23 protein-coding genes and 4 pseudogenes are annotated in these 24273 nt (G+C 71.5%); 14 read left to right on the top strand and 13 right to left on the bottom strand.

The features are described 5' to 3' along the window. Nucleotides 1-422: 422 nt before the first annotated feature. The 3 genes from ABZW30_RS41735 to ABZW30_RS41725 form a co-directional block, all read right to left on the bottom strand. Complete coding sequence (locus ABZW30_RS41735) at nucleotides 423-2231, bottom strand: NRAMP family divalent metal transporter (RefSeq protein ID WP_355676537.1); 1809 nt, start codon at nucleotides 2229-2231, stop codon at nucleotides 423-425. Beyond that, entirely contained in the window at nucleotides 2228-3526 is a 1299-nt protein-coding gene (locus tag ABZW30_RS41730; RefSeq protein ID WP_355676536.1) for a CBS domain-containing protein, read from the bottom strand. Before ABZW30_RS41730 ends, ABZW30_RS41735 begins: the two co-directional genes overlap by 4 nt. A 110-nt stretch (nucleotides 3527-3636) precedes the next feature. Beyond that, on the bottom strand, nucleotides 3637-4092 hold the full coding sequence (locus ABZW30_RS41725; RefSeq protein ID WP_355676535.1) for a hypothetical protein: 456 nt from the start codon (nucleotides 4090-4092) through the stop codon (nucleotides 3637-3639). 92 nt (nucleotides 4093-4184) lie between these two features. On the opposite strand from ABZW30_RS41725, the gene ABZW30_RS41720 reads away from it, so the two are divergent. Together ABZW30_RS41720 and ABZW30_RS41715 are read left to right on the top strand one after the other, a co-directional pair. Beyond that, nucleotides 4185-4394, top strand: a complete 210-nt coding sequence (locus ABZW30_RS41720) for an ATP-binding protein (protein ID WP_355676534.1) — start codon at nucleotides 4185-4187, stop codon at nucleotides 4392-4394. An 8-nt stretch (nucleotides 4395-4402) separates the two neighbouring features. Further along, nucleotides 4403-4998, top strand: a pseudogene (locus ABZW30_RS41715) (response regulator transcription factor). Nucleotides 4999-5310: 312 nt separating this feature from the next. Here ABZW30_RS41715 and ABZW30_RS41710 read toward each other — a convergent pair. After that, entirely contained in the window at nucleotides 5311-6354 is a 1044-nt protein-coding gene (locus ABZW30_RS41710; protein ID WP_355676533.1) for an SgcJ/EcaC family oxidoreductase, read from the bottom strand. Nucleotides 6355-6534: 180 nt separating this feature from the next. After that, nucleotides 6535-7335, bottom strand: a complete 801-nt coding sequence (locus tag ABZW30_RS41705) for an alpha/beta hydrolase (RefSeq protein ID WP_355676532.1) — start codon at nucleotides 7333-7335, stop codon at nucleotides 6535-6537. A gap of 271 nt (nucleotides 7336-7606) precedes the next feature. Here ABZW30_RS41705 and ABZW30_RS41700 point away from each other — a divergent pair, with 271 nt between their 5' ends. Further along, nucleotides 7607-8560, top strand: a complete 954-nt coding sequence (locus tag ABZW30_RS41700; protein ID WP_355676531.1) for a helix-turn-helix domain-containing protein — start codon at nucleotides 7607-7609, stop codon at nucleotides 8558-8560. Between the two features lie 173 nt (nucleotides 8561-8733). Here ABZW30_RS41700 and ABZW30_RS41695 read toward each other — a convergent pair. Next, a pseudogene (locus ABZW30_RS41695) lies at nucleotides 8734-9182 on the bottom strand (transposase); the annotation flags it as partial. A 31-nt stretch (nucleotides 9183-9213) separates the two neighbouring features. Beyond that, on the bottom strand, nucleotides 9214-9846 hold the full coding sequence (locus ABZW30_RS41690) for a TetR family transcriptional regulator (RefSeq protein WP_355676530.1): 633 nt from the start codon (nucleotides 9844-9846) through the stop codon (nucleotides 9214-9216). 211 nt (nucleotides 9847-10057) lie between these two features. Between ABZW30_RS41690 and ABZW30_RS41685 the strand changes: the two genes are divergently transcribed. The 3 genes and pseudogenes from ABZW30_RS41685 to ABZW30_RS41675 form a co-directional block, all read left to right on the top strand. Continuing rightward, nucleotides 10058-10717, top strand: a complete 660-nt coding sequence (locus tag ABZW30_RS41685; protein ID WP_355676529.1) for a nuclear transport factor 2 family protein — start codon at nucleotides 10058-10060, stop codon at nucleotides 10715-10717. Between the two features lie 325 nt (nucleotides 10718-11042). Beyond that, complete coding sequence (locus ABZW30_RS41680; protein WP_355676528.1) at nucleotides 11043-11378, top strand: hypothetical protein; 336 nt, start codon at nucleotides 11043-11045, stop codon at nucleotides 11376-11378. Nucleotides 11379-11386: 8 nt separating this feature from the next. After that, nucleotides 11387-11656 (top strand): annotated as a pseudogene (locus ABZW30_RS41675) (SGNH/GDSL hydrolase family protein); the annotation flags it as partial. 8 nt (nucleotides 11657-11664) lie between these two features. Here ABZW30_RS41675 and ABZW30_RS41670 read toward each other — a convergent pair. Continuing rightward, nucleotides 11665-12138 (bottom strand): TIGR00725 family protein, encoded by a 474-nt coding sequence (locus tag ABZW30_RS41670; protein WP_355676527.1) that lies wholly within the window; start codon nucleotides 12136-12138, stop codon nucleotides 11665-11667. A 270-nt stretch (nucleotides 12139-12408) separates the two neighbouring features. After that, nucleotides 12409-12924, bottom strand: coding sequence for a helix-turn-helix domain-containing protein (locus tag ABZW30_RS41665; RefSeq protein ID WP_355676526.1), 516 nt, complete (start codon nucleotides 12922-12924; stop codon nucleotides 12409-12411). Nucleotides 12925-13098: 174 nt separating this feature from the next. Here ABZW30_RS41665 and ABZW30_RS41660 point away from each other — a divergent pair, with 174 nt between their 5' ends. Beyond that, nucleotides 13099-13458 carry a prolyl oligopeptidase family serine peptidase gene (locus ABZW30_RS41660; protein ID WP_355676525.1) on the top strand — a complete coding sequence of 120 codons (360 nt, stop codon included), beginning with the start codon at nucleotides 13099-13101 and terminating at the stop codon, nucleotides 13456-13458. A 237-nt stretch (nucleotides 13459-13695) separates the two neighbouring features. Then, nucleotides 13696-14682 carry an LLM class flavin-dependent oxidoreductase gene (locus tag ABZW30_RS41655; RefSeq protein ID WP_355676524.1) on the top strand — a complete coding sequence of 329 codons (987 nt, stop codon included), beginning with the start codon at nucleotides 13696-13698 and terminating at the stop codon, nucleotides 14680-14682. Here ABZW30_RS41655 and ABZW30_RS41650 read toward each other — a convergent pair. Further along, nucleotides 14613-15032 (bottom strand): alpha/beta hydrolase, encoded by a 420-nt coding sequence (locus tag ABZW30_RS41650; RefSeq protein WP_355676523.1) that lies wholly within the window; start codon nucleotides 15030-15032, stop codon nucleotides 14613-14615. The two genes, ABZW30_RS41655 and ABZW30_RS41650, sit on opposite strands and share 70 nt — an antisense overlap. Here ABZW30_RS41650 and ABZW30_RS41645 point away from each other — a divergent pair. Beyond that, nucleotides 14982-15647, top strand: a complete 666-nt coding sequence (locus ABZW30_RS41645; protein ID WP_355676522.1) for a DNA-3-methyladenine glycosylase — start codon at nucleotides 14982-14984, stop codon at nucleotides 15645-15647. The genes ABZW30_RS41650 and ABZW30_RS41645 overlap by 51 nt on opposite strands. A 186-nt stretch (nucleotides 15648-15833) precedes the next feature. Here the strand turns inward: ABZW30_RS41645 and ABZW30_RS41640 are convergent, their stop codons facing one another. After that, nucleotides 15834-17174 (bottom strand): SMP-30/gluconolactonase/LRE family protein, encoded by a 1341-nt coding sequence (locus ABZW30_RS41640; RefSeq protein ID WP_355676521.1) that lies wholly within the window; start codon nucleotides 17172-17174, stop codon nucleotides 15834-15836. Between the two features lie 498 nt (nucleotides 17175-17672). Between ABZW30_RS41640 and ABZW30_RS41635 the strand changes: the two genes are divergently transcribed. The 5 genes and pseudogenes from ABZW30_RS41635 to ABZW30_RS41615 all read left to right on the top strand — a co-directional run bounded on the left by ABZW30_RS41635 (nucleotide 17673) and on the right by ABZW30_RS41615 (nucleotide 21660). Next, nucleotides 17673-17963, top strand: coding sequence for a potassium-transporting ATPase subunit KdpA (locus tag ABZW30_RS41635; RefSeq protein ID WP_355676538.1), 291 nt, complete (start codon nucleotides 17673-17675; stop codon nucleotides 17961-17963). A gap of 136 nt (nucleotides 17964-18099) precedes the next feature. Further along, complete coding sequence (locus ABZW30_RS41630) at nucleotides 18100-20250, top strand: FUSC family protein (RefSeq protein WP_355676520.1); 2151 nt, start codon at nucleotides 18100-18102, stop codon at nucleotides 20248-20250. Between the two features lie 84 nt (nucleotides 20251-20334). Beyond that, nucleotides 20335-20460 (top strand): annotated as a pseudogene (locus ABZW30_RS41625) (nitrate ABC transporter ATP-binding protein); the annotation flags it as partial. 198 nt (nucleotides 20461-20658) lie between these two features. Continuing rightward, entirely contained in the window at nucleotides 20659-21249 is a 591-nt protein-coding gene (locus ABZW30_RS41620; RefSeq protein ID WP_355676519.1) for a hypothetical protein, read from the top strand. A gap of 30 nt (nucleotides 21250-21279) precedes the next feature. Then, on the top strand, nucleotides 21280-21660 hold the full coding sequence (locus ABZW30_RS41615) for a hypothetical protein (RefSeq protein WP_355676518.1): 381 nt from the start codon (nucleotides 21280-21282) through the stop codon (nucleotides 21658-21660). A 31-nt stretch (nucleotides 21661-21691) separates the two neighbouring features. Here ABZW30_RS41615 and ABZW30_RS41610 read toward each other — a convergent pair whose 3' ends face one another. Together ABZW30_RS41610 and ABZW30_RS41605 are read right to left on the bottom strand one after the other, a co-directional pair. Further along, on the bottom strand, nucleotides 21692-23173 hold the full coding sequence (locus tag ABZW30_RS41610; protein WP_355676517.1) for a hypothetical protein: 1482 nt from the start codon (nucleotides 23171-23173) through the stop codon (nucleotides 21692-21694). Between the two features lie 267 nt (nucleotides 23174-23440). Then, the gene (locus ABZW30_RS41605; protein ID WP_355676516.1) at nucleotides 23441-24115 is read right to left on the bottom strand and encodes a response regulator; all 675 of its coding nucleotides are present in this window, start codon (nucleotides 24113-24115) and stop codon (nucleotides 23441-23443) included. Nucleotides 24116-24273: the final 158 nt, after the last annotated feature.

Raw genomic sequence — 24273 nt, 5'->3', positions numbered from 1 at the left:
ACGACAGCAGGCTCACGGACAACAGCCGGTCACCGCATCAACTCTGGTGCACAGTCACTCGTACGAGGTGGTGCATGTTGACTCGTACGCCGACAATTCGGCCCGGTCTCCCGATCCGTACGGTCCGAAGGGCCCCAGCTCGCCGGGCCGTCGGGCGCCAAGCAGTGGACCGGCTCCCTTGTGTCGGAACTCGCCTGCCAGCACGCCGCGGCCTCCGCGCGCTCGTGGTCGTCAGCCGATTCCCCCACTCGCACCGTCGCAGCGATGGTCACTGTGCGTAGATGATCACGGGTCGCAAGCAGGTCCCCGAGCGGGCCTGCGGCGGCGTCCGGAAGGTGCCGCACGACGCCTCCGACGCGAGGGTCGGGCCGGCGCGGCACCCTCCTGAGAGATGCGCTGCTCGGGTTGCTGTGGAGTCCTGGTCAGGCTCCGCCGAGGCGGATGGCTTTGACCAGGAGCAGGACGGCGGCGAGGACGAGGTAGCCGCGCAGGGCGAGCATGCCGAGCCGTAGTGCTGGTGACCACTGGACGGGCTTGAGCAAGGCGAGGGGGGGCATCCGCCAGGCGAGCTTCTCGGCCGTCGGCATCACGGGCGCCGGAGCCTGGGCCGGGGCGCCGGAGCGCCGACGGGCGATCCTCAGCCCGGCGGCAGCCGCGATGAGCGCGCCGACCAGGACGACGGCGAGCCAGATGGTGAGGGCCTTGACATCGATGTGCGGGAAGAGGGTAGCGGTCATCAGGGTGGCGGAGAGCAGGAGCAGGACGGCGATGATCAGGGTGGCGAGGAGGTTGAGCCAGCGGGGGTTGACCCAGGGTCCGAGGACTTCGGGGTCGTTGCAGAGCAGGAGCAGGAAGACGCTGGCGGAGGGCAGGAGGAGTCCGGCAAGGGCCTGAACGGCTTCGGTGATGACCCCCAGCGGGGCGCCGGGGATGAGGACGATGGCGGCGGCGAGCAGCACCATCAGGCTGTAGGAGGCGTAGAACTTCTTCGCTTCGCCGAAGCCGCGGTGCAGGGAGTGCCGCAGGTTGAAGACGTCGCCGAAGGCGTAGCTGGTGGCGAGGGTGACGGCGGCGGCGCCGATGATGCTGGCGTCCATGAGGACGATGGCGAACATGACGCCGAGTGCGTGGCTGTGCTGTTCGAGGGCGTGGGCGACGCCGGCGGCGTCGGTGAAGTTGCCTTCGAAGCTTGTGCCGCGGGCGGCGTAGTCGGCGATCATGACGAGGGCGGCTGCTCCGACGACGACGACGATCGAGCCGATGACGGTGTCGGCGCGTTCGTAGCCGATGAAGCGCGGGGTGATGCGTTTGTCGATGACGTTGGACTGCTGGAAGAAGAGCTGCCAGGGGGCCACGGTGGTGCCGACGATCGCGATGATCAGCAGGACCGCGTCGCCCGTGATGCCGCCCTGGATTCCGGGGACGACGAAGTGGTGTGCGGCCTGGCCCCACTTGGGCCCGGAGAGCAGGGTGAGCGGGATGAGCAGCAGGCTGACGGCGATGAGGGCGAACATGGCGCGTTCCCAGCGGCGGAAGGAGCCGCTGGCGGTGACGGCGATCAGCAGGAGGGCGGAGAGCGGCACCACCCAGTACTTGGATGCGCCGAGGTACTCGGCGGCGAGCGAGATGCCGATGAACTCGGTCACGATGGTGAGGAAGTTGAGGACGAAGAGGTCGCCGACGCTGAACCAGCCCCAGAACTTGCCGAAGCGTTCGTTGATCAGGCGGGCGTGGCCGACGCCGGTGACGGCGCCGAGGCGTACCACCATCTCCTGGTTGACGATCAGGACCGGGATGAGCAGCAGCAGGACCCAGAGCAGGGAGTAGCCGTAGTTCTGGCCGGCCTGGGCGTAGGTGGCGACCCCCCCGGCGTCGTTGTCGCCGACCATGACGATGATGCCGGGGCCGACGATGGCCAGCAGGGTGAGCAGACGGGTCTTGAGGCTCGGGCGCTCTTCGGCGTGGTCTCGGGGGATCCGGCCGAACGCGCCTTCGATGTCGCCGAGGTGGGCTTCGTCCAGGACTGCGCTGGGCCGCGGAGCGCCGGGTGTCCTGGGGGCCGGTTTGGCGGGTGCGGGTTTGGGCGCCGCCGGTGCCGGTGCGGGAGGGGTGGGCTTTCCTGGTGCGGCGGGGTGTGCGTCCTCGCGCTTCGGCGGAGGCTGGGTGGGGCCTTCTGCGGGAGAGGGTGCGGGGCGGTCGTTGCGGTCCGGGTGGTTCTGAGGGTTCGTCATCCGTCGAGATCCGTGGCGTTCATGGCCTCGTTCGGGGCTTCGTCGGCTCCGTGGGTGGGGTGCGGGGCGGGCTCGCGCCGGCGCCAGTCTTCGGGGATCACCGTTTCCAGGATGTCGTCGACGGTGATGACGCCGAGGATCTGGTCCTGGTGGTCGACGACGGGCACGGTGAGGAGGTTGTAGTCGGTCATCAGCAGGGCGACGTCCTCGACGTCGGTGTCCGGGAGCACCCGGACCGGTTCGGTGACCATGACCTGTTCCAGGCGGGCGCCCGGATCGGCTTGCACCAGGGCGACCAGGGTCGCCGTGCCGATCAGCCGCGTTCCGTCCCGGACGACGTGGACGCTGGTGAGGGCCTCGGGCTGCAGGGTCCGGGCCGCCCGGACGAGGCCGAGCACCTCGGTGACGGTGGCGTCCGGGGGCGCGGTGAGGATGTCGAGGGCCATCAGGCCGCCGGCGCTGGAGGGGTTGAAGCCCATCAGGGTGAGGACCTTGGTGCGCTGGCCGGCCGGCAGGGCGTCGAGTACCGGCTGGCGGCGGTTCTGCGGGAGGTCGTTGATCGCGTCGGCGGCGTCGTCCGCGCGCATGCGGCCCAGCACCTCGGCGATCTCGCGGTCGCTCTTCTCCGCGAGCAGGCGCGTCTGCGAGTCGGGCTCCAACTCCTCGAAGACGTCCGCCTCCAGCTCGGGATCGGCGTGGACGGTCTGCAGGATCTCGTGCGATTCGGTGCGGTTGGCGTCCTCCAGCAAGTCGGCCAGGTCGGCCGGTTTGAGCCGAGCCAGGCGCCCGAACGGACCGCGCACGCGTGCCGACTGGGCGTGGCCGATGAGCGGTTCGAAGGCCTTCCAGTCCCGCCAGTGCGGCTCGCTCTCACCGGCGAGGAAGCCGAACAGCCGGGGGCGGTGCGGGTGGGTGTCCAGGCGATCGACCACCCAGCCGTCGGGGCGCTGACGCAACTCCAGGTCGTGCGCCCGCACGAGCTCGGCGTCGGCGACGTCGATCACCCGGTGCCCGAGGACATCGGCGCGCAGCAGGACCTCCCCTTCGCGCCGCTCGAAGGGGCGCAGGTCCACGACCTCGCTGGTGAGCCGGATCTGTTCGCCGTCGAAGGCCGCGACCTGCTCGATGGGCAGGAAGACCCCGCGCTTGCCGACCTGCACGACCAGCCCGGCGACCAGGGGGTAGTCGCGCCCGCGCAGGCGGACGATCACATCGGACAGGCGGCCCACGGCCGTGCCGGCGCGCCCCACCAGTGGGCGCCGCAGCAGTTGGGAGAGAGACACGACGCGGTCCACGCTAGGACGCTAGCCTCGCTTCGGCCGGGGCCCGTGGGACGCACCGTGCCGCAGCCGACACCCGACTCGAATGGCGTAGTTCGTACCGGTCGGGGCAGGCCGCGCAGGCGTCAGGACCGCGGCCGACGGCGGTGGGCTTCCTCGACGAGCTGCCGGGCCAGGTCTCCGGTCAGGTCGAAGTGACGTTCGAGCCAGACGGCGTCGTGACCGTGGGTGGCGAATATCCACGCGGTGTAGAGGCGGTTCATGGAGGGCGGATCGGTCGTCGGCAGGAGCGGCCGAAGCGCGTCCTCGGGGAAGTCCGCCACGGTCGGGGCGGTGAACCACGCTTCTGCCGTATTGCGGGCGAGCTGCTGGGAGTGGTGGCGGGAACGGGTCCGACGCGCAAAGGCCACCGCCACCAGAATGCCGAGGACGGCGACCGCGGCCCCGCCCAGCGCCGCGCCGACGACAGGCCGGTCCGCGGCGGGCGACAGGCCGATCGTGGCCATGGCCGCCGCGCCCACGACGACGGCGGTGAGCGCCGCCATACCCTCGCCGGTCCGCAGGTGGGGTATCGCCCTCATTCGCACCACCTTCCCTTCCCCCATTGTGGCGCGGCTTCCGGGCCGATCACCAAGGGCTCTGCAGTTGAGGGGACGTGTGGTCGTGGCTGCGTGTGGAGAACACCGGACCGGACGTCGATCCAGCCGACCTCCTGAAGCTCCGCCAGCCGTTCCAGCGCGGCCAGGGCCGCACGGGCACGACAGGCGCGAGGCTGGGGCTGGCGCTCGTGGACGCGATCGTCGCGGCGCACGGCGCCGGCTGGACCACCACCGCCCGTCTGGGCGGCGGCCTCACCCACATCCTCGACTTCCCCGCAAGGTGACCGCCATGCTGCGCATCCTCGTAGTCGAGGACGACACCGTCCTTGCCGATCTCGTCGCCGAAGGCCTGCGCGAGCAGGGCATGGTCGTCGACGTCGTCCACGACGGCGCCGCCGCGCTCAGCCGCGCCGGCCGGATCACCCCCGATGTCGTCGTCCTCGACCGCGACCTGCCGCTCCTGCACGGCGACGACGTGACACGGGCGCTGATCCGTGGCGGCTCTTCGGCCCGATCCTGATGCTGACTGCAGCAGCGTCGGTCGACCACCGGGTCGAGGGCCTCCGGCTCGGCGCGGACGACTACCTCGCCGAGCCGTTCACGTTCCGCGAGCTCGTCGCCCGCGTCACTGCGCTGGGCCGCCGCGCCCCTGCCCGCCAGCCCGCCGTCCTCGAACGGGGCGACCTGCGGCTCGACGTCCACCGCCACGAGGCCCGCCGCGTCGGCCGCCCTGTCGTCCTCACCCGCAAGGAGTGCGGCGTCCTGACCGAACTCCTGCGCGCCGACAGCGGGATCGTCAGCGCCGGGGACATCCTCAACCGGGTCTGGGACGAGCACGCCGACCCGTTCACCACCGCTGTGCGCACCACCGTCAAGACGCTGCGGTGAAAGCTCGGCGCCTCCGACCCGATCACCACCGTCGTCGGCCGCGGCTACCGCCTCACCTGAACGGTCCCGCACAGGCGTCGCCGTCCCGGCGGGACCGACGCAGGCAGCCGGCCGCGCTGCGCGGCCCGGGCCGCGCAGCCGCTGCAGCCCCGGGCTGGGGCCCGACGCCGGAGGGGCCCTGGGCCGCCGCGCCGGGGCCGCACCGGGCGCCGGTCCGCTGGTCGAGGCCCACATGCCCTGGCGGGTGGGCGGTGCCGCCGGTCGCGGCGGCACGCCACACCGTGCGTCTGATCCCGGTGACCGGGGGTCCGGTCAGTGGAAGAACGGGTCGTCGATGACCTGGGCCCAGCTTCCGTCGGGCTGGCGGCGCACGACCTCGGTGGTGTCCGTGGTGAGGGGGTCGGGGCCCAGGCCGGTGAGGGTGGCGCGGTTCGACAGGAGCGCAATGTCACCGACCTGGCGGATGTCGCGCAGTTCGAGGGTCAGGCGGGCGTCGGCGTCGATGAGGTGGCGCAGCCCCTCGCGGATCGCGTCGGTGCCGGTGAGGTGGGTGCCGGGGGTGGGGACGAAGTGGGCGTCGGGTTCGTAGAGCGACAGCAGGCCGTCGAGGTCGCCGGCCGCCAGGTACCGGGTGAAGAACTCGCCCAGCTCCTGGGGGGTTTGGGGGCGCGGTCGGGCGCCGGCTCCGGTGGGGCGGTCGCCCCAGCCGGCGCCGGCGAGGATGTCGTTCCAGGTCGGGCGGGCTCCGTGGGGCAGGTGCAGGCGCAGCAGTTCGCCGGGGAAGCTCATCGGGGACGCCTTGTGCGGCTTGGCGAGGGCCTGGGTGAGGATGGCGTCGGTGAGGGCGTAGCCCAGGTCCATGCGCGGCAGGAGGGTGTGCGCGTCGTCGGCGAGGCCGTCGGGCAGGCTCTCGCGCCGGGCACCGAGGATGTCGGTGCCGATGCCGGCCTGTGTGAGGGCCACGACGGTGCCCTTGCGAGGGGCGATGCCTTCGGAGGTGTGCAGGGCGATGGCGTCCCACACGACGGCGATGCGCTGCTCGTCGACGTCGTGGCGGCGCAGGAACGCGGCGGCGGTGTCGGCGCCGTCGACCTCGAAGCGCTGGTCGCCGTTGCCGTCCTCGCTCAGGCCGATGTCGTGCAGGACGCAGGCGACGAACAGCAGTTCGTCGTCGTAGTCCGTGCCGGGGCGCAGTCCCTGGGCCCGGGCGTGGGCGCGGGCGAAGAGGTAGCTGCGGACGCTGTGGTTGTAGACGAAGGTGGCGGTCGACTTCTCGGCGTAGGTGTCGCAGGCCCGGGTCAGCTCGGTGTCGGGCAGGTCGAAGTGCTCGAACACGTTCGGGGGCGTTGCGGTCATGGTGTGGTCCTTGGTGTGTCGGGGTGGGTGTCGGCGCCGGGCTGCGGCCTGGGCGAGGGCCGCGGTTCGCGGCGGTGGGCGCCCCGGGCGCGCCGGCGGGGCCGTGCGGCCCGTGGGCGCTGTCCGCCGGGGCGGCAGCTGCCCTGCGCCGCGTGGGGTGGGCCGCGCGGCGCGCGGGGTCTACAGGGACGCGGTGAACGCGGCGATGTGGGCGGCGACCTGGTCGGGGACCTCCAGCGGGGACAGGTGGCCGGCACCGTCGAGGACTTCGAGGCGGGCGGTGGGGATCGCCGGCAGCAGGTGGCTCCCCAGCACACCGGGCGGGTCGATCTTGTCGTGGCTGCCGGCGAGGACCAGCACGGGCACGTCGATGCCGCCCACGCGGTCGGAGACGTCCTGGGCCATGCCGTGGCGGGGCCATTCGAGGCGGGCCTCGGAGCCGGCGCGCAGGCTGTCCTCGACGACCTGGCGGCGCAGCTCGTCGCCGAGCTCGCGGTGGGTGAGCATCTGGTCGATCCCGGCGGCGACGGTCGCCTCGCTGTCGTAGGCGTGGGAGGCGTTGTCCTGGATCTGCTCGGTGATGCCGACGGGTGCGGCCGGGGCGGGGGCGACGAGGACGACGCCTGCCAGGCCGGCGGGCTTGCGGGCGGCGACCATCTGGGCGATCTTGCCGCCCATGGAGTGCCCGACGAGGACGAAGCGGTCGTGGCCGAGCTGGTTGAGGACCTGCTGGGCGTCGTCGGCGAGGCGGTCCAGGCCGTAGGGGCCGGGCAGGTCGGCGGAGTCGCCCCACCCGCGCTGGTCGTAGGCGGTGAACGGCTGTGCGGGGTCCAGGTGGCGCAGGACCGGGATCCAGGTGCGGCGCGAGCCTCCCCAGTAGTGGAGCAGGACCAGGGGGATGCCCTCGCTCTCGCGGACGTGGGCGTACAGCTGGCCGCCGGGGACGTCGAAGTACCGGCCGGTCACGTTCTGCGGTGCCATGGTCGTCTCCTTCGGCGGGGTCCGGCCGTGCCCGGGATGGGCGGCAGCCCCGCGCTTCGCCTCCGATCGTGCCCCGCGCCCGTGCGCACTGGCCACGGCTCGTTTGCCACCTTCCGTAATTTTCTGGCCACGGCGGCGGGGAGCTTGCCCGTGTTCCGGGCCACGACCGCAACCGCCTGAACACGGAGGATTCTCGGCTGCGATGTCGCACCTGCGGCTTCGCAGCCCGGGCGCGAGTGCGCCAGTTGATTACGGGCGTACTATTCGGGCCATGGACAGGCACCGTGTGGCAGTGCTGGCTCTCGACGGCGTGCTGCCTCTCGATCTCGGGATTCCCACGCAGATCTTCAAGGGCGGCCCGCACACCCCGTACGAGGTGACGGTGTGCGGGGACGACGAGGAGGTGGTCACGACCAGCGCCGGGTTCACGCTGGGACTGTCGGCCGGCCTGGGGGCGCTCGCTGAGGCCGACACGATCATCGTGCCCGGCTTCGAGGACTTCCGGCGGCCCCCGCATCCGCGGGTGCGGGCGGCGTTGAAGCTGGCGGGCCGCGCAGGGATCCGGATCGCGTCGATCTGCACGGGCGCGTTCGCGGTGGCCTCGGCGGGGCTGCTCGACGACCGGACCGTCACGACGCACTGGGCGAGCGCCGACGCGCTGGAGGAGCTGTATCCGCGGCTGCGGGTGGACCGCAACGTCCTCTACATCGACGACGGCGCCATCCTGACGTCCGCGGGTGTCACCGCCGGGATCGACCTGTGCCTGCACATCGTCCGCAAGGACCTGGGTGCCGCGGTCGCCAACGAGGTCGCCCGGGAGATCGTGGCCGCGCCGCACCGCGACGGCGGGCAGGCCCAGTACATTGCGCGCAGCCTGCCCACGCCGGTCGCCGCGAACCTGGCCGGCACCCGCGAGTGGGCGCTCGCCCGCCTGCAGGAGGACCTGACGCTGCCTCAGCTCGCCGCGCACGCGGGCGTGTCCGCGCGGACGCTGACGCGCCAGTGGCGCCAGGAGACAGGGGCCAGTGCCCACCAGTGGCTGCTGACGGCGCGCCTGGACCGGGCGCGGGAGCTGCTGGAGACGACCGACCTGCAGGTGGAGCAGGTCGCGCTGCGCTGCGGGCTGGGCAGCGGGGCCAATCTGCGCGCCCGCTTCCGCGACGTGGTGGGCACGACGCCCACCGCCTACCGGCGGGCCTTCCAGCACCGCAGCCAGGCGCCGTGAGCGTCAAGGCCGGGCCTCGGGCGGGCGACCCGGACGGCGAGGCTGCCGACGGCGCGCAGGCCTAGCGGTCCGCCGCCACCAGCTCTGCACTGTCCACCGGCACCGCCCCGGCGCTGCGCGCGGCGTTGGCGAGCTGGATCCGCGAGCGCACACCGAGCTTGATGAGGACGCTGCTAAGGCGTGTCTGACAAATGATCACCTGGCTGGTTCGCGGAGCCAGAGGGTCAGGGAGGCCAGGATGATTCCGGCGCGGTAGCGGTCGGCGAGCTTGTCGAACCTGGTTGCGATCGCGCGGAACTGCTTGAGGCGGGCAAAGCATCGTTCGACCACGTTGCGGTCGCGGTAGACCGCCCTGGTGAAGGCCGGAGGCCGGCCGCCCCGGGATCCGCGTCGTCGGCGATTGCCGGCCTGTGCCGGCGCGCGGGATGCGGATCCCGTCGAGGATCCGGCCGAACGCGGTGGCGTCGTTGACGTTGCCCGGGGTGAACACGATCGACAGCGGCAGGCCGCGGCCGTCGACAGCCCGGTGGACCTTGGTGGTCAGCCCTCCCCGGAACCGGCCGAGGGCCTGGCGCGTCTGTGATTGGCCCGGATCATCCAGTTCGCCCCCGCCTGTGGCCCCTAATCCTGCCGCCGGTCGGCCGACGCTCGGGTCAGCCGGCGGCCGACGAGCCCCGGAACGCCCCGGCCAGCACCGGGACCAGCCAGCGCTCGATCTGCCCCGGGGGCTCGGCGGCCAGTTCGGCACCGACCGGCGCCAGCGCGAGCCAGTTCAGCAGGCCGGCCGCGCACCGGATCCGGAAGTTCAGCTCCTGATCGCCGACGCCGGGGAGCATCGGCGAGAGCTCCTGGACGATGTCCCGCCGTGACTGCCGGAACTTCGCTGTCAGCCGGTCCCAGCCCTTGGGCGGGTCGATCCCGACCCGCGCCACCGTGCGCATGACCGCCAGCTCCCGCCCACCGGCCGCCAGTGCGCGCATCATCGGCCCGGCGAAGGCGGCGGCCAGCTCCTCGATGTCCGAATCGGCTTCGAGCGCGTCGACCGCCGCCATCTGCGCGTCCAGGTACCGCTCCAGCGCGTCCTCTATCGCCGTGTCGCACAGCGCCTTCAGCGACCCGAAGTGGTAGCTCACCGCGGCCACGTTGGCCTCGGCGCGGTCGGTGACCTCACGCAGGGTCACGCCCTCCTGGCCGCGCTGCGCGAGCACCTCCACCACTGCGGACAGCAGGCGGTCTCGCGTGCGCTGGCCGGCCTCGCGGCGTTGATCTGTCCTTTCCCTCACCATGGAAGAAGTCAAGCAGCTGCTTGATTTTGCTGTCAAGCAGCCGTCCCATGTGGGGCACAGTACCCGCCTCGCAACTCAATCAAGCATTCGATTGACAGGCTCGACGGCCCGCTCCTACAGTTCAAGCGATCGATTGATTTGTGAGGCGCCACCCGACGCCGACCGATTCAGCGCGCCTCGGATCCCGAAGGCCGACCTGGAGGAGCAGGACATGAAGTCGCTCAGCTGGAAGACGATCACCGCCACCACCGCGGCCGTGAGCCTGGGCAGCCTCGCCCTCGCCGTCGCACCGTCCCAGGCCGCCGGCCCCGCCGGCGGCAGCGCGCAGGTGCGCTCCGTCAGCGGATCGCCGGACCACGCGGACCTGACCCCCGGCCAGTTGGCGGCGCTGCCGCTGACCAACCGCCACCTGACCCGGCACGAGATAGCCAACCTGGCCATCGTGCTGAACGCGTACCACGTGGCGGAGGGCCACAGCCTGGACGTCGACGCGTTCATCAACAGCTTCACCGCAGACGGCGTCTTCAACGACAAGGTCGCCGGCCAGAGCTACCAGGGCCAGGCGCTCGGCGACGTGCTGACCCGGATGGCCGGCATCTTCCCCGACGTCCACCGCGACCTGAAGAGCATCACCGTGAACGGCGACGTGATCAGCCTCGAACTGTCCATCCAGGGCACCTTCGAGGGCCCGGTGCCGACGCCGGCGGGCACCCTCAAGCCGACCGGCGCGAAGATCGACGCGCCGACCGCCGACTTCTGGTACCTGCAGGACGGCAAGATCAAGAAGTTCGACTGCTTCGTCGGATACACCGTCATGTACGCCCAGATGGGCGTGAACCTCGACTGGGCCGGGGCGGTCGCCAAGGGATGAACCACCGCTCGGCGGCTTCCGAGGATCCGTCAGGGGCTGTCCGGCCGCAGGCCGGGCAGCCCCTCCCCTGGGTCAGCAGAACGGGCCCTGCCAGCGGCGATCAGGTCGAGGCCGAACCGCGGCTCAAGGAGGTCCTGCGGCGGTACGGACCGGATCACGTGGTGCACCGCGCCGTTTCGGAGGCCCGGCCGGCCTGCTCGCCGACGACGCCAACGGTTCCACCACCGACGGCACCGCCGTCATCCAGTGGCGGGCCGACAACGGTGCGAACCAGCACTGGAAGCTCACCCAGCTGACTCGGGTCGGCGCCTACAGCGACGGCCTGATGGCCTATGGCCAGACCTACGAGGCGACCTTCCACAACCAGACCATCCGCATGATCGCCCACACCTCGGTGTCCGGCTCCCTGCCGCGGGTGCGGCTGAGCAACCTCTACGGCAGCTCGCCGCTGACCGTCGGAGCCGTCGACCTCGCCCAGCAGAGCAGCACCGCGGGCACGGCCGTGACCGGCACCCACCGCACAGTGACGTTCAACGGCTCCACCAGCGTCACCATCTCCGCACCCATGAGGGGTGGGCCTGTCAATGGGCAGGCTGAGATGCCCGGGACTTGCATCCGGGGTCTCTTTATTCGGGGGTGTCCGCGTGCGCCTGGCGGATGACCTACGGTGAGCAGATCCGTGAGACCGTGAACCAGTGGACCCTGACGAGCGGCGCGTTCGACGGCGTCATCGACTTCGACAAGGTGATGCAGAACCCCGGCAACCCGCTGGCGCCCAACCCCACGTACGACTCCGGCGACCACCTGCACCCGAACGACGCCGGGTACCAGGCGATGGCCGACGCGGTCGACCTGATCTACGGGCGGCTGACCGGCCGGGCCGGCGTGTGCTCGGCCACCATCCCCCGACAGCCCTGCTCCACGCCCAGCCACCAATGATCCGTCCTTCAGCCCCGGCCTTCCAGAGCGAGCGCTACAGCAGCCGCCGGGCTGTCCGCCACGACAAGGCCTGGGACGGCTCCACCACGCGCATCGGCGATCTGCCAGCTACCCAGACCGACCACCGGCTCGACGCCCTGCCGTACGGCCATCGCCACCTCGGCGAGCGTCCCCCATGACCCGCCGACGGCGATGACCGCATCCGCGGAACCGACCAGGACGCTGTTACGGGCCTGGCCCATGCCGGTGGCAATGGCAGCAGTCAGGTGTGGCGAGGCCCCGGACCGGTCCGCCCCCGACAGAATGCCGATGACGAGGCCGCCCGCCCCTGCCGCTCCCTGAGCGGCGGCAGCCATGACACCGCCGTAGCCACCGCAGAGCACGACCGCGCCCGAGCACGCCAACAGGGCACCGACCTCCCGGGCCGCGACCGCCTCGGCCGCGCTGCACTCCGCAGGTCCACATACCGCTACCTGGATCACCACTGCTCCTTCTTCCGTAACCGTCCGTTGCCGCCAGTACATACCAGGACAGGGGCCCGAGCCGCGGATCTCGTCGGCCGAGAGCCCGAAGCGGTGGGTGAAGGGCGATCAGGTCATCGATCGCGGACGGTGAGGCGTCGATGGCCGGGTCACGGCTGGAGGCGGTCGCGAGCTGTCTCGCGCATGTTCCCCGGTCTGTGGCGGTGCCGTTCCGGCAACGGTCACCATCCGCCGGCCAGGGATCGTGGCCGGCCGAAAGCCGAACCCCTGTCAGCCCGTCTGCTGGCACAGGTCGTCCGCAAGCGAGCCGACATCCAGGTCGGGCAGGGTCCACGGCAGGAAGATCACCCGGTGGATGACGGGCGCGAGGACGCGGTCGACGACGTCGTCACCGCTGAACGCGGCGCCGGGCCGCGCGGCGAACAAGGCCGCCTCAGCGCGACGGTCACGTAGGCAGTCCGACTCGCCCTCCCCCGCCGCGGCAGCCCCGCCCCGCAGCAGGGCGGCGTTCCCCGGCTTGCGGTAGTGGTCCACCAGCTCCTGTGCCCAGGCTGCGATGTCGGCGCGCAGATCGCCGGTGTCGGCGAGCGGGCGCTCCGGATCGAGCCGGTAGGTCGCCAGGTCGTTGATCATCGTTCTGGCATCGCCCCACCTACGGTAGATGCTCGAATGGTTCACGCCCGCCCGCTTCGCGACCATCGGGATGGTCACGGCGTCGCCGCCCTGTTCGGCGACCAGCTCATCGACCGCCTTCGCGGCGCTCTCCGTGGCCGCGGGCGCACCCACCCCGCTACTCGGTGCCCCGAACACCGGGCCCCTCACCTGTTCACGTGATGTCGGGGAGCCCGGTCGTCGTGGTGAGCTTGATAGGGACTCAGCGTCCGCGAGTGAAGGTGGAGTTTTGCCGTGAGCAATCGATTCGGAACGCGACCTGCTGCCGGTAGGCCGTCCCCCGAGGCCGTGCACGTGATCGTGCTGCCGGGCGGGGGCTACGCCGCTCATGCTCCGCACGAGGCAGAGCCGATCGTCGCGTGGCTCGTGGAATTGGGTCTGTCGGCGCTCGACGCTCTGGTGACCCCGGCGTCCCCGCCTGTCTTCCTCTGGCACACCGCTGAGGACGTCTACGTCCCGCCGGAGCACACCTACCGGCTCGCCTCGGCTCTGGCTGCCCACGAGGTCCCGCACACCGTGCATGTGTTCGCCCACGGCCCGCACAGTCTCGGCCTCGCGCAAGGCGCCGGCGACGCGTCCACCTGGACGAGATTCGCCGAGGCCTGGATCGCAGAGCAATTCCTCACGCCGCTCCCGAGCACGTCCTGAGCCGAGCGTGTAAGCGATCTTCTGCAACTCCCCTGTGGCCGTTGGATGCGGAACCGGTCCGCGAACGACCTGTCCGCCCGCCCGGCCCAGGCTCTGCACAACCTCGACTTCGCCGGCCCGAAACCAGCCCGGACCGATCCGCTCCTGACCAAGTCGTCCGAGACCCGCCCACAGACCCCAACACTCGCACGGCCGGCCGACGTCGTCGATCAGACCGCACATCGCCAAAGGAGTACCGTGAAGATCTCCAGCGCATTTGCCTCCTCCTTGGACGCGCCCGCTCACATCGCTGTCGCAGAGCGGCTCGGCTACGAGCGTGCGTGGCTCTACGACACTCCCCACCAGAGTCCCGATGTGTGGATGCTGCTGGCTCTCGCCGCGGAACGCACCGAGCGCATCGGCCTCGGGCCAGGGGTGCTGGTACCGACTCTCCGCCACCCCATGGTCAACGCGGCCGGGGCCGCCGGTCTGGCCGCCCTCGCCCCGGGAAAGGTCGCTGTCGCCTTCGGAACCGGTTTCACCAGCGCACGTGCCATGGGAGCCAAGCCCGCCACGTGGGCGTATCTCCGTGAGTACATCGCCGCGTTCCGTGGCCTGCTCGCGGGAGAGACCGTGGAATGGCAAGGTGCCCGCCTGCGCATGATGCATCCGTCCGGCCATGCCCCCGAGCGCCCGATCGACATCCCGGTCGCCATCTCGGCCACGGGGCCCAAGGGGCTCGCCATCGCCCGTGAGCTGGGCGACGGGCTCTTCTCCGTCAACGAGGAGACGTCGGGCGCCCGGGACTTCTCCTGGGCGGCGCTGACCGTTCACGGCACGGTACTGGCCGAGGGCGAAGCGCTGAACTCGCCGCACGTCATGGCCGCGGCGGGCCCGGGGAACGCGCTGGCCTACCACTTCCTTCACGAAGCCGGCCAAGACGTGCGCAGCCTGCCCGGCGGCGAGCAGTGGCTGAAGTCGATCGAGCGCACCGATCCGCGGGACAGTCACCTGGCCATCCACGAACAGCACTTGGTCGGGCTGAACGAGGCCGACCGCGCCGCCTGGCAGGCCGGAAGCTGGGAGGCGGTTCCACGCACGACGTTCACGGGAACCCGCGAAGAGGTTCGGCAGCGTCTTGCCGAGGTCGCCGAAGCCGGCGTGACCGAGCTGATCTACCAGCCCAGCGGACCCGACATCCCCGCCGAGCTCGAGGCATTCCTCGAGGCCGCGACGGGGCTCTGACCACGGCCCGGCCGGTCAGCCGGGCCGGCACCAAGAGCCCGTGAACAGATCGCCTGGCCAAAGGAGTGCCGGAGCGAACCGTGCCCGGAATCCGGGTAGATGATCAGCTGGGCGTTGGGGATGTTCTGGGCCGGAATGGACGAGTTGATGGTGGGGACCATGATGTCGTTGCTGCCGTTGACGACCAGGGTGGGCTGAGTGATCGTCCTCAGCTCGGCGAAGCGCTCGCCCGCGGCGCAGCGGGCCGCGCAGTGACGCGGCCGCGGAGGTGGACCCAGTGGCGTGAGTACACTTGCCGCGTGCTCGAACAGACGAACCGGTCGCTCAGCCGTGAATTCTTCGACCGCCATGTCGTGGAGGTCGCACGCGACCTGCTGGGCCGCGTCCTGGTCTGCACGCTCCCGGAGGGCGCCGTCTCGCTGCGCCTCACCGAAGTCGAGGCGTACAACGGCCGGGACGACCCCGGCTCGCACGCCTACCGGGGCCGCACCCCGCGCAACGAGGTCATGTTCGGCCCACCCGGGCGCATCTACGTGTACTTCACCTACGGCATGCACTTCTGCATGAACCTCGTCACCGGCCAGGACGGACCCCCCTCGGCCGTCCTGCTGCGCGCCGGCGAGGTCCTGGACGGCGTCGAACTCGCCCGCAAGCGTCGGCCCACCGCCCGCAAGGACCACGAACTCGCCCGGGGACCGGCCAGGTTGACCGTGGCCGTCGGCGTCGACCTGGCCTTCAACGGCGCCGATGCGTGCGGGGACGGCATACCCTTCAGCGTTCTGACCGGCACACCCCCCGACCCGGCACTCGTGCGCACCGGCCCGCGCACCGGCGTCTCCGGCGCCGGCGCGACCACCCCGTGGCGCTTCTGGATCGACGGCGACCCCAGCGTCAGCCCCTACCGCCCCCACGCCCCGAAGCGGAAACCGAGCGGCGGGCCGGCCGCCCCGCACCCCCGTACCTGACACACCCGGGCGCACTCGGTTGACGTTCGGGAACATGCCGCACCGTGCGTGGGCTCTCGTATGGTGGGGCACGGCGAGTCCGCAGGCAGCCGACCCGTACTTCGACTGATCGCGCGCCACCCGGCGGGTCCACTCGGGACTCTCCTGCCGTGACGGATGACGCGCCGCCCTGCCACGGGGGGCCAATCAGTGCGGAGCGCCCGGTCTGAGGGCGACGGAGCTGTAGTGGTTGGCGAAGAAGTAGGAGTAGGACAGTTTTTCGTCGATGTTGCCCAACTGGTTGCTCGTCATGGACATCAGCGCCGTCGTGCTGGTGCCGTTGCTGGCGTAGGCGGTGAACAATTGGTTGGGCGGCAGTCCCGTCGCGCTGATGTCGACTTCGTCGATGCCGGGTAGTGCCCGGATCAGCGCCGTGCCCTTGGCGGAGGTGCCGGGGACCTTCAGAGGCAGGTTCTGTGTGCGCATGCCCAGACCCTGCCGGCCCAGGTTCCGTGTCGTGGTGGCCGCAGCGTTGCGCGCCACGTACACCAGCGCCATCGGCGACTGGCCGACGTGCAGGGTCGTGATGACGGACGTGGTCCTGGTGTCGATGACGTCGACCGCGTCGGAGTTCTGCAGGGCGACGTAGACCCTGGTGTTGTCGGGGCTCGGCCAGATGCCGTGGGGCCCGTGGCCGGTGTTGTGGATGGTCTTCACGAGTGTCGGCGGCGTCCCGTCGTGCGACCGGCGGTAGACCAGGGTCTCGTTGAGCCCGCCCACGGTCTGGTAGGCGTAGTCGACCCCGTCGATCGTGACGAAGTTGGGGTGGTTGGTGCGCGGCCCGGTGCGCAGCACCGCTTCCACCTGGTAGGTGCCGGCGTTGAGCACGGCGGTGGTCCGGCCGTTGGTGGGCATGCCAAGCCAGATCTCCCTGCCGTCGGGGGATATCGCCTCGTCGGAGGAGCCCCCGGCCTCCTCGGGGATCGGCACGCGCCTGACGATCTGGCGGGAGGCCACGTTGATCACGTCGAGTACCTGGGCGCGCAGGTGGTTGACGTAGGCGAGTTTGCCGTCCGGGCTGAAGACCACCTTTGAGGGCGCGTCCTCGGTGTGGATCCGGTCGACCTCCTTGCCGGCCTGCCAGTCGATCACCGAGACGTAGTCCTGACCGCGCACCGCGACCCACAACCGGGTGCCGTCGGGTGAGAAGAATCCCTCGTGCGGTGCCCGGTCCACGTAGACGGTGCGCGCTACCTGGTTGGTGGCGGTGTCGATGACGTGCACGGCGTTGGTGGTCACGTCGATGACGTCGAGCCATCTCCCGTCCAGGGAGAAGCCCAGGCCGTGCACGTCGATCTCGCCGTCGTACATGGCCCCCAGCACGTCCGCGTCGGGGGCCATCCGCGGCCGGCCGAAGGCGATGGTGCCCAGAACCGTGTTCGTCGCGGGATTGATGACGCTGACCGTGTTGGAGTCCTGATCGGCGGTGTACACCCGGTCGTTGCCCGAGATCGGCTGTGCTCCGGGCAGTGCCGGGGCTTGGAGCATCGTGCCTCGCGTCGGCTCGGCGGAAGGGAGCGTCCGCTGCATCAGCGTGGGCCCGGGGACGGTGCCCACATCGGGGCTCGACGTCCGTATCGGACCCACTCCCGCGTCCTGGGTCGAGGTCGGCAAGCTGCCGGTGGTCGACGTCAGGACACTCGCAGCCGCAAGCATCAGGATCAAGCTGCGTCTCGCACGCACTGTGTCCTCCTGGAGTCGGGTGGAGGGTCGCCGGGCCCGCAGATGACGGCGCGGCTCCTCGAACAACACGCCGATCCCGGCCGTCTTCCGGAACCGGGCAGAATCTCTGGCCTGCGGTCGACAACGCCGGTATCGCGTCGCCGTCGCCTGCGCGTGGCCCGGCGGACGGCCGATGGCAGAGCCCGCGAAGAGTCTGGTCGGCCCGACGAGTGGTTGCCGTCCAGAGCCGTCCGTTCGAGTGAAAGCCGGACCAGGGTCAGGACGTGAAAGCTTCGCCCGACGCCCTGTGGACCTCGGCATCCCCTGCCCACACCCGAGCGGCAGGCCCGGGATGCAGATGAGCACCGACCGTGCTCGTATGCCACGGTCAGTAACCCCCGGTGTCCCAGGCGAGATCCCACGAGGCCGCTCTTCGGACATCCAGGATGCGGCCGGTCACAGTCCGGAACACCGACGAAGGCGACCCCGAACGGTCATCACCGCCGGGCCGGGGTCAACTTCGTCACCCTCGCCACCGGTGCCGCGCTCGTCCTGGCCCTGCTCAACTTCCTTCCCGCCATGGCCCTCGGCCCGCTGGTGGAGGGGTTGCTGTAGTCCCTCTCCCGGGCCCGGGTGGAACGGCCTCCGCAGGCCGCACCTCCCGGGCCCGGCCGGAAACGGACCAGGGGGAACCAGCAGGCTGTCGGGGGCATGACCAGTGGACGATCACCGTCCGTTTAGACTGACCGCCATGCCCTGGCTCGCCTCGCTCCGCGACACCGCCCGCACCGGGCTGCACCTGGATCGGACCCTCACCAATCCGAAGCGCGCGCTGCGCGGCGCGATCGCGGTGGCCCTGGTCCTGTTCCCCACGCTGGCGCTGGCCGGTCCGCAGCTCGCCACCTCGGCGGCGATGGGCGCCTTCATCGCCGGAACCGCCACCTTCCAACGCAGTTTCCGGCCCCGGCCCTCGCTCGCCGTCGCGGCGGGGATCGGACTGGGCACCAGCACCTTCATCGGCTACCTGGCCATCTCCGTCCCCGGCCTGTTCCCGGTGGTGCTCGCCGTCTGGGCGCTGCTGGCCGGGCTGGCGTGGGCGGTCGGGGTGACCGCGGGCGTGGTCGCGGCCACCACGGTGTCGGTGATGCTGGTGGTCGTCCAGCTGCCGGTCAGCGTGCCGACCGCGCTCGGGCACGGCCTGCTGTGCGCGGCCGGCGGCGCCGTCCAGGCGCTGCTGATCGCCCTGTGGCCGATCGACAGCTGGCGGGCGCAGCGCGACGCGCTCGCCGACGCGTACACCTCGCTCGCCGACCACGCGCGGCGGCTTCGCGAGGACCCGGCCGCGCCCGCGGACCCGGAGCCGTTGATGACGGCCCGGCACGCGTCCGAGCTGACCCCCTGGCAGGAGCGCCACCGGCCGGCCGACCTGCACGGGCTGCGCGGTCTCGCCGAGCAGATGCGGCCCGTACTGACCGCGATCGCGGACCACCGGGTCGGGGCACCCGCCGAGGGGCCGGAGCTGGACCGGGCCCGGGAACTGCTGGCCGCGGCCGCTGAGGTGCTGGACGCGCTGGCCCAGGCGATCCGCACCGGCGACCCCCTGCACCTGCCGCGGTCCGCGCCGTCGCTCACGCTGACCCCGCGAGCCGAGGAGCCGATGCTGCACGGGCCCGCCCGGGCGGCGGCGACCCGGCTGACCTCGTTGCTCGGCCAGGCCGTGGACGTCCTCGACCACACCTCCCCCGACGCCCTCGGCACACCGGTGACCGGTGTCGGGGGCGCGCTGTCACGGCCCTCGCTGTTCGGCATGGCGGCTCCGGTACTGAGCGCGGTGCGACACCAGTTCCGCCCCGGATCGACCGTGCTGCGGCACGCGGTACGGCTGGCGACCGTGGTCACGGTGGCCGACCTGGTGGGACGCCTGGCCGGGTTCCACCACGGTTACTGGGCGGCGCTGACGGCCGCGATGGTGATCCGCCCGGACTTCGCGCAGACATTCAGCCGGGGCGTGGCCCGGCTGGCGGGGACCGTGGTCGGGGTGGCGCTCACCACCGTGACGGTGCAGGTGCTGAACCCCGGTGCGTGGCTGTCGGCGGCGCTCGCGGTGCTCTGCATCTGCGGCGCCTACCTCACGAACCGCACCGGCTACGCGCTGATGACGGCGTGCGTGTCGGGGTACGTGGTCTTCCTGCTCGGCCTGCAGCCGGGGAATTCCTTCGCCACTGCCGTCGAGCGGGTCGGCCTGACGCTCATCGGCGGTGTGGTGGCGCTGCTGACCTACGCGCTCTTCCCCAGTTGGGAGTCGGCACGGCTGGGCGAGCGGCTGGCCGAGTGGATCGCCACGGCCGGGCGCTACGGAGCCGCCGTGCTGGCGGTGTACGGGGATCCGGCCGGGCACGGCGACCGGGAGGTGCGCACGGCACTGCTGGACTCCCGGGAGGCGCGTTCGGAGTTCCTGCAGGCGATGCAGCGGGCCGAGGTAGAACCGGTTCCCGAGTCGATGCGCACGCTGTCCCTCAAGCAGGTGGAGAAGGCGCGGGCCGCGGTCGGGCTGCTCAGCAGGGTGGGCCTGCTGCTGGAGGCCCACGTGCCCGCGAAGGACACCGCACCGGTGCCGGGAGCCGAGGCGTTCGCGGCCTCGCTCACCGAGGCGACCGCCGCTGCTGCGGCGGCGATTCCGGACGGCCGTCCGGTGGACTTCACCGGACTGCGGGCCGAGCAGCGGGCTTGGGAGCGACAGCTGCGCGAGTTGCACGACGCGGTGGCCCCCGGGGACCTGAGCGAACAGGTCGAGGTCGTGCGCGCCGCGATGCGCCTGCTGATGCAGGCGCTGGACGACCTCGAACGGGCGGGGCGGCGCAGCAAGACGCCGAGCCCGCGGGTGCCTGAGCCGGCCTCGTGATCCGGCTCGGATCACGAGGGCCCGAACCGTCGGTTCCGTGCCCGGCCGTAGGAAAGGTCGCCCAGGCGGTGGTCCGGTCACGCGGGCTTCGCGCGCGCTCTCGTCGTCGAACCGGACGTCCTGACGATGGACGAGCCGTTCCCCGCCCTTGACGTGCTGACCGCCGAGAACCTGCGCGGTGAGCTGATGGAACTGTGGGAGTCCGGCCAGGGCGGGCCACGGCGGCGCCCGTGTCGGGCCTGAAGTTGCCATAACAGGTGGTGCGCCGCTACGAGGAGACCAACGGATCCGGAGCCTCCCCCGGCCCTTCCATACGACCCCCTGACGTCGTGTTGCCTTGTAGGCAGGGCGAGCCTGCGGCCAGGCTGGAGCACATCCGGCAATCACCGTTGCACTGAAGGGAATTCAATGGCTTCCCGCACAGTCTCCCGCCTCACCGTCGCCGCGCTCTGCGCCGTGACCGCCGCCGCCCTACTGGCCGTCGGCGCCGCACCGGCGAGCGCGGCCGCACCGGACGCGCAGGCCAACGGCGGCGGCTTCCGAACCGTCGCGGCAAGCGAGGGCCTCACCGCGGACAGCCCCGCCGCCCGCGCCCTCGCGGTCCACCTCCGCACCCCGGCCAACACCCTGTGCACGGGTACCTGGACGCACGCGGTCTCCACCGTCCAGTTCCAGCGCTCGCCGGGCGGCACACTGGCCTGGAGCTTCAAGCTCTCCAACACCGCGAAGGCCGCTCTCGGACCGGCCGTGACCGTGACGATGCCGTACTCCTACGTCAACGGCCGCGCCATCAACCCGCCGTACCACCCGCACACCGAACCGAACTGGTACAACTTCCACGGCAGCCTCAACAGTTACCAGTTCATCGGCGGCGGTGGCGGAGGCACCATCCAGACCGGCAGCAAGGTCACCTTCTACTGGTTCCTCAAGGGCTCCAAGCCGAACACCGCGGCCGACCGCTACATCACCTGCCAGATCCCGACACCCGGCAGCGCCTGACCGGCCGGGGAGACGAGGAGGGACGAACCGATGCACGACGACGGCAAGCAGCGGATCCGGATTCTGGACGGGCGGCACGAACTCACGGTCCACGCCCTCACCATGACGACGGAGGCCTTCACGGTGGCGTACTCCGTCACTCCACCGCTGCCGGACGACGTCCCTCCCGTCCCTCCGGCCGCGCCGCCGCTGTTCCTCTGGCTGGAGGCCGTCGACGACCTCGGCAACCAGTACACCGACTACGGCGGCGCACACGGGCTGAGCACCGACGGACTTCGGACCGAGGGTTCCGTCTCCGGCCGGCCCGCGATCGCCGCGGAGGCCGCCTGCCTCACCGTGCGGATGGTCTTCCTCCGCGGGGCGTCGGAACAGGCTTGCGAGTTCTCGCTGCCGCTGTCGGACAAGGGCTGAGGCCTCGGTCCTCAGTCCTCCACCACCCCGGTCAGACGAACTCGCGCAGGCGCGGCCGTACGCCCAGTACGGTCAGGGCCAGCGCCGCGGCCAGGGCCGCCACGCCGAGGCCGACGGCGGTGGCGCCGAGGTCGTCGTCGGTGGTGGCGACCGCGGTCTCGAAGGCGCGCTGGTTGATCGCCTGGGTGTCGTCGAGGGCGGCGCTGAGCACGCCGAAGTCCGCGTTGGACTGGCCCGGGGTGAGGCCGGTGTCGAAGGTGACCGCTTCCTTGAGCTTGCCCTGGGCGTTCAGCTCGCGGATCCTCCGGTCGTCGCGCTGGTACACCTGGAAGGCGGCGAGCACCCGCTCCGCCGCGTCCTGTTCGCCGGGGAAGGTGATGTTGCGCAGTTCGTCGCCGAGGTACCCGCCGAAGCCCACCTGGCCGTGGTCGAGCACGTGCCGGCCCGCCAGCACGGCGAGCTTGTCGTTGTACGTGGCGAGCGTGGCGCCGTCGACCCGGGCGAAGGCCTGGGTCTTGTCGAGGTAGCTCTGCTCGTAGGCGGCCGCCCGGGCGGGGTCGGTCAGGTAGCGGCTCTCGTCGGCATTGAGGTCGTACGCCACCGCGCGGGCCCGGCTGAGGGCGATCACCGAGTCGAAGGAGTTGCTCTTCGCGACCACCAGTTGGTGATCCGCCCGGGAGGCCAGCGTCAGCGCGGTGACCAGCCCGGCGAGGACGAGCAGGGTGGCGGCCGCCAGCGGCACGTTCACCAGCCGCCGGAACCGTACCGCGAGCAGTCGCTGCAGCAGCCCGAGGGCGGCCAGCGCGAGCAGACCGAAGACCAGGATCGTCCACCAGCCGCCGGCCAGGGCGTCGCGCCGGTCGCCGTAGTTGTGTTCGACGACGGACGCGTTGGCCTTGGTCACCTCGTCGACGGCCGGCAGCAGACGCTGGCGCAACAGGTCGGTGGCCTGCCGGTAGGCCGCGAGGGCGTCCGCCGACGGCCGGCCGGCCTGGGCGTGGGCCTGCTCCTCCAACAACTGGGCACGGGCCACCAGAGCCTCGTACTGGCCGAGTTCACCGATGACGGTCTGCACGGCCCGCTGCCCGGCGGCATCACCGGCTGCCGCCTCCGCGACACGCTGCAGGTCGTTGTCGGCCTGGGTGCGACGCTGCTCGTAGGCGTCCAGGGTCTCCTTGCGGAGCGCCGTGTAGTCCGGGTCGGCGCCGAACAGCAGCAGGTTGGCCGCTTGGGCGTCCATGTCGTTGAGCGCGAAGTAGAGGTCGGCCGAGCGCACCACCTGCGGGGCGGCCTGGTGTCCGATCACGTCCGTACCGTCCCGGGCGCCACCCAGGACGGTGCCGGTCGCCGCGCCGGCGGCGAGCAGCGCCGCCAGGCAGACCCCGGTGAGCGCGCGCACCAGGCGCGGGGTGTTCCACCAAGCCCGGCTGCGCCAGGAGCGGCCGGGCCAGTGCCGGGGGGCGCGCGGTGCGGGGAGTGGTGCGGCTGTCTCCGGTCGCGTCTTCTCCGACACGATCGTGTTCTCTTCGACAGTCGTACCACCCGACGTACCCGCTGGCATCGCCGCGCGCCCCCTTCCCCTGTTTCACTGGCCGCCGAACCTTCCCCGGAGGAACCCGCCGGGGTCGGGATTCGGCAAACGGTTCGCCGTCAGGCCCCACGCCCGGGCGGCGAACCGTTTCCTCGCAGATCACACTAGGTTCGGTCGAAGGTCCATCCGTCCGCCCTGACGCTCCCTTGACGTGCCCGGCGGTCGTATTGACGCGGTATTGGCGCCGGGTCATGGCTGGAATCGGTAGCCGATCCCGGGCTCGGTGATCAGATGGCGCGGCCGGCCGGGGTCGGGTTCGAGCTTGCGCCGCATGCTGGAGAAGTAGACCCGGAGGTAGTTGCCGTGGTCCACCGCGTCCGTTCCCCAGACGTCGGACAGGATCCGCCGACTGGGCAGCAGCTGGCCGGGGTTGGCGAGCAGCAGGGCGAGGATCTTCCACTCCGTCGGGGTCAGCCGGACCGGGCCGTCCGGACCGGTGATCGTGCCCGCGTCGAGGTCGACGGCGCACAGCCCGATCCGTACCAGGGGTGCCGGTGCGGGCGCTGCCGGCCTGCGGAGGACTGCGCGCAGTCGGGCCATGAGTTCGTCAAGGACGAACGGCTTGGTCACGTAGTCGTCCGCCCCCGCCTCGAAGGCCCGGAGCTTCTCCTCCACCTCGGTCCGACCGGTCAGCACGATGATCGGTGCGCTCAGCGTGGAGCGAATACCGTGGATCACGTCCACCCCGTCGAAGTCCGGCAGGCCGAGGTCCAGGACGACGGCATCGGGTGGCAGCCGACCCGCGGAGTCCAGCGCCTCCTGGCCGGTGGCCGCGGTGAGCACCGAATAGTGCCTGGCCTGGAGGTTGATCCGCAGGGTGCGCAGCAGCGCCGGCTCGTCGTCGACGACCAGGATGTGACTCACTGGTCCGCGCTCCTCTCGTGCTGTGCGGAGCCGGACTCCGCGCTCCACTCCTCCGGCGCCGCCGGCAGGGTGAGCAGCATGGTGGTGCCTCCCCCGGGGGTGTCCTCGACCTCCAGGCTGCCGCCCATGGCCTCGGCGAGGCCGCGGGAGAGAGCGAG

It is taken from the genome of Kitasatospora sp. NPDC004669 (genome assembly GCF_040609455.1).
Lineage (GTDB): Bacteria > Actinomycetota > Actinomycetes > Streptomycetales > Streptomycetaceae > Kitasatospora.
This window is presented reverse-complemented; position numbering and strand designations above follow the sequence as displayed.

Excerpts from the sequence above, each read along its gene's own strand:
- ABZW30_RS41630 (WP_355676520.1), top strand. The coding sequence starts at position 18,100 with ATGCCCTGGCTCGCCTCGCTCCGCGACACCGCCCGCACCGGGCTGCAC.
- ABZW30_RS41690 (WP_355676530.1), bottom strand. The coding sequence starts at position 9,846 with ATGGTGAGGGAAAGGACAGATCAACGCCGCGAGGCCGGCCAGCGCACG.
- ABZW30_RS41710 (WP_355676533.1), bottom strand. The coding sequence starts at position 6,354 with ATGACCGCAACGCCCCCGAACGTGTTCGAGCACTTCGACCTGCCCGAC.
- ABZW30_RS41650 (WP_355676523.1), bottom strand. The coding sequence starts at position 15,032 with ATGGCGGTCGAAGAATTCACGGCTGAGCGACCGGTTCGTCTGTTCGAG.
- ABZW30_RS41685 (WP_355676529.1), top strand. The coding sequence starts at position 10,058 with ATGAAGTCGCTCAGCTGGAAGACGATCACCGCCACCACCGCGGCCGTG.
- ABZW30_RS41640 (WP_355676521.1), bottom strand. The coding sequence starts at position 17,174 with ATGCTCCAAGCCCCGGCACTGCCCGGAGCACAGCCGATCTCGGGCAAC.
- ABZW30_RS41700 (WP_355676531.1), top strand. The coding sequence starts at position 7,607 with ATGGACAGGCACCGTGTGGCAGTGCTGGCTCTCGACGGCGTGCTGCCT.
- ABZW30_RS41705 (WP_355676532.1), bottom strand. The coding sequence starts at position 7,335 with ATGGCACCGCAGAACGTGACCGGCCGGTACTTCGACGTCCCCGGCGGC.
- ABZW30_RS41680 (WP_355676528.1), top strand. The coding sequence starts at position 11,043 with ATGGCCTATGGCCAGACCTACGAGGCGACCTTCCACAACCAGACCATC.
- ABZW30_RS41725 (WP_355676535.1), bottom strand. The coding sequence starts at position 4,092 with ATGAGGGCGATACCCCACCTGCGGACCGGCGAGGGTATGGCGGCGCTC.
- ABZW30_RS41735 (WP_355676537.1), bottom strand. The coding sequence starts at position 2,231 with ATGACGAACCCTCAGAACCACCCGGACCGCAACGACCGCCCCGCACCC.
- ABZW30_RS41615 (WP_355676518.1), top strand. The coding sequence starts at position 21,280 with ATGCACGACGACGGCAAGCAGCGGATCCGGATTCTGGACGGGCGGCAC.
- ABZW30_RS41620 (WP_355676519.1), top strand. The coding sequence starts at position 20,659 with ATGGCTTCCCGCACAGTCTCCCGCCTCACCGTCGCCGCGCTCTGCGCC.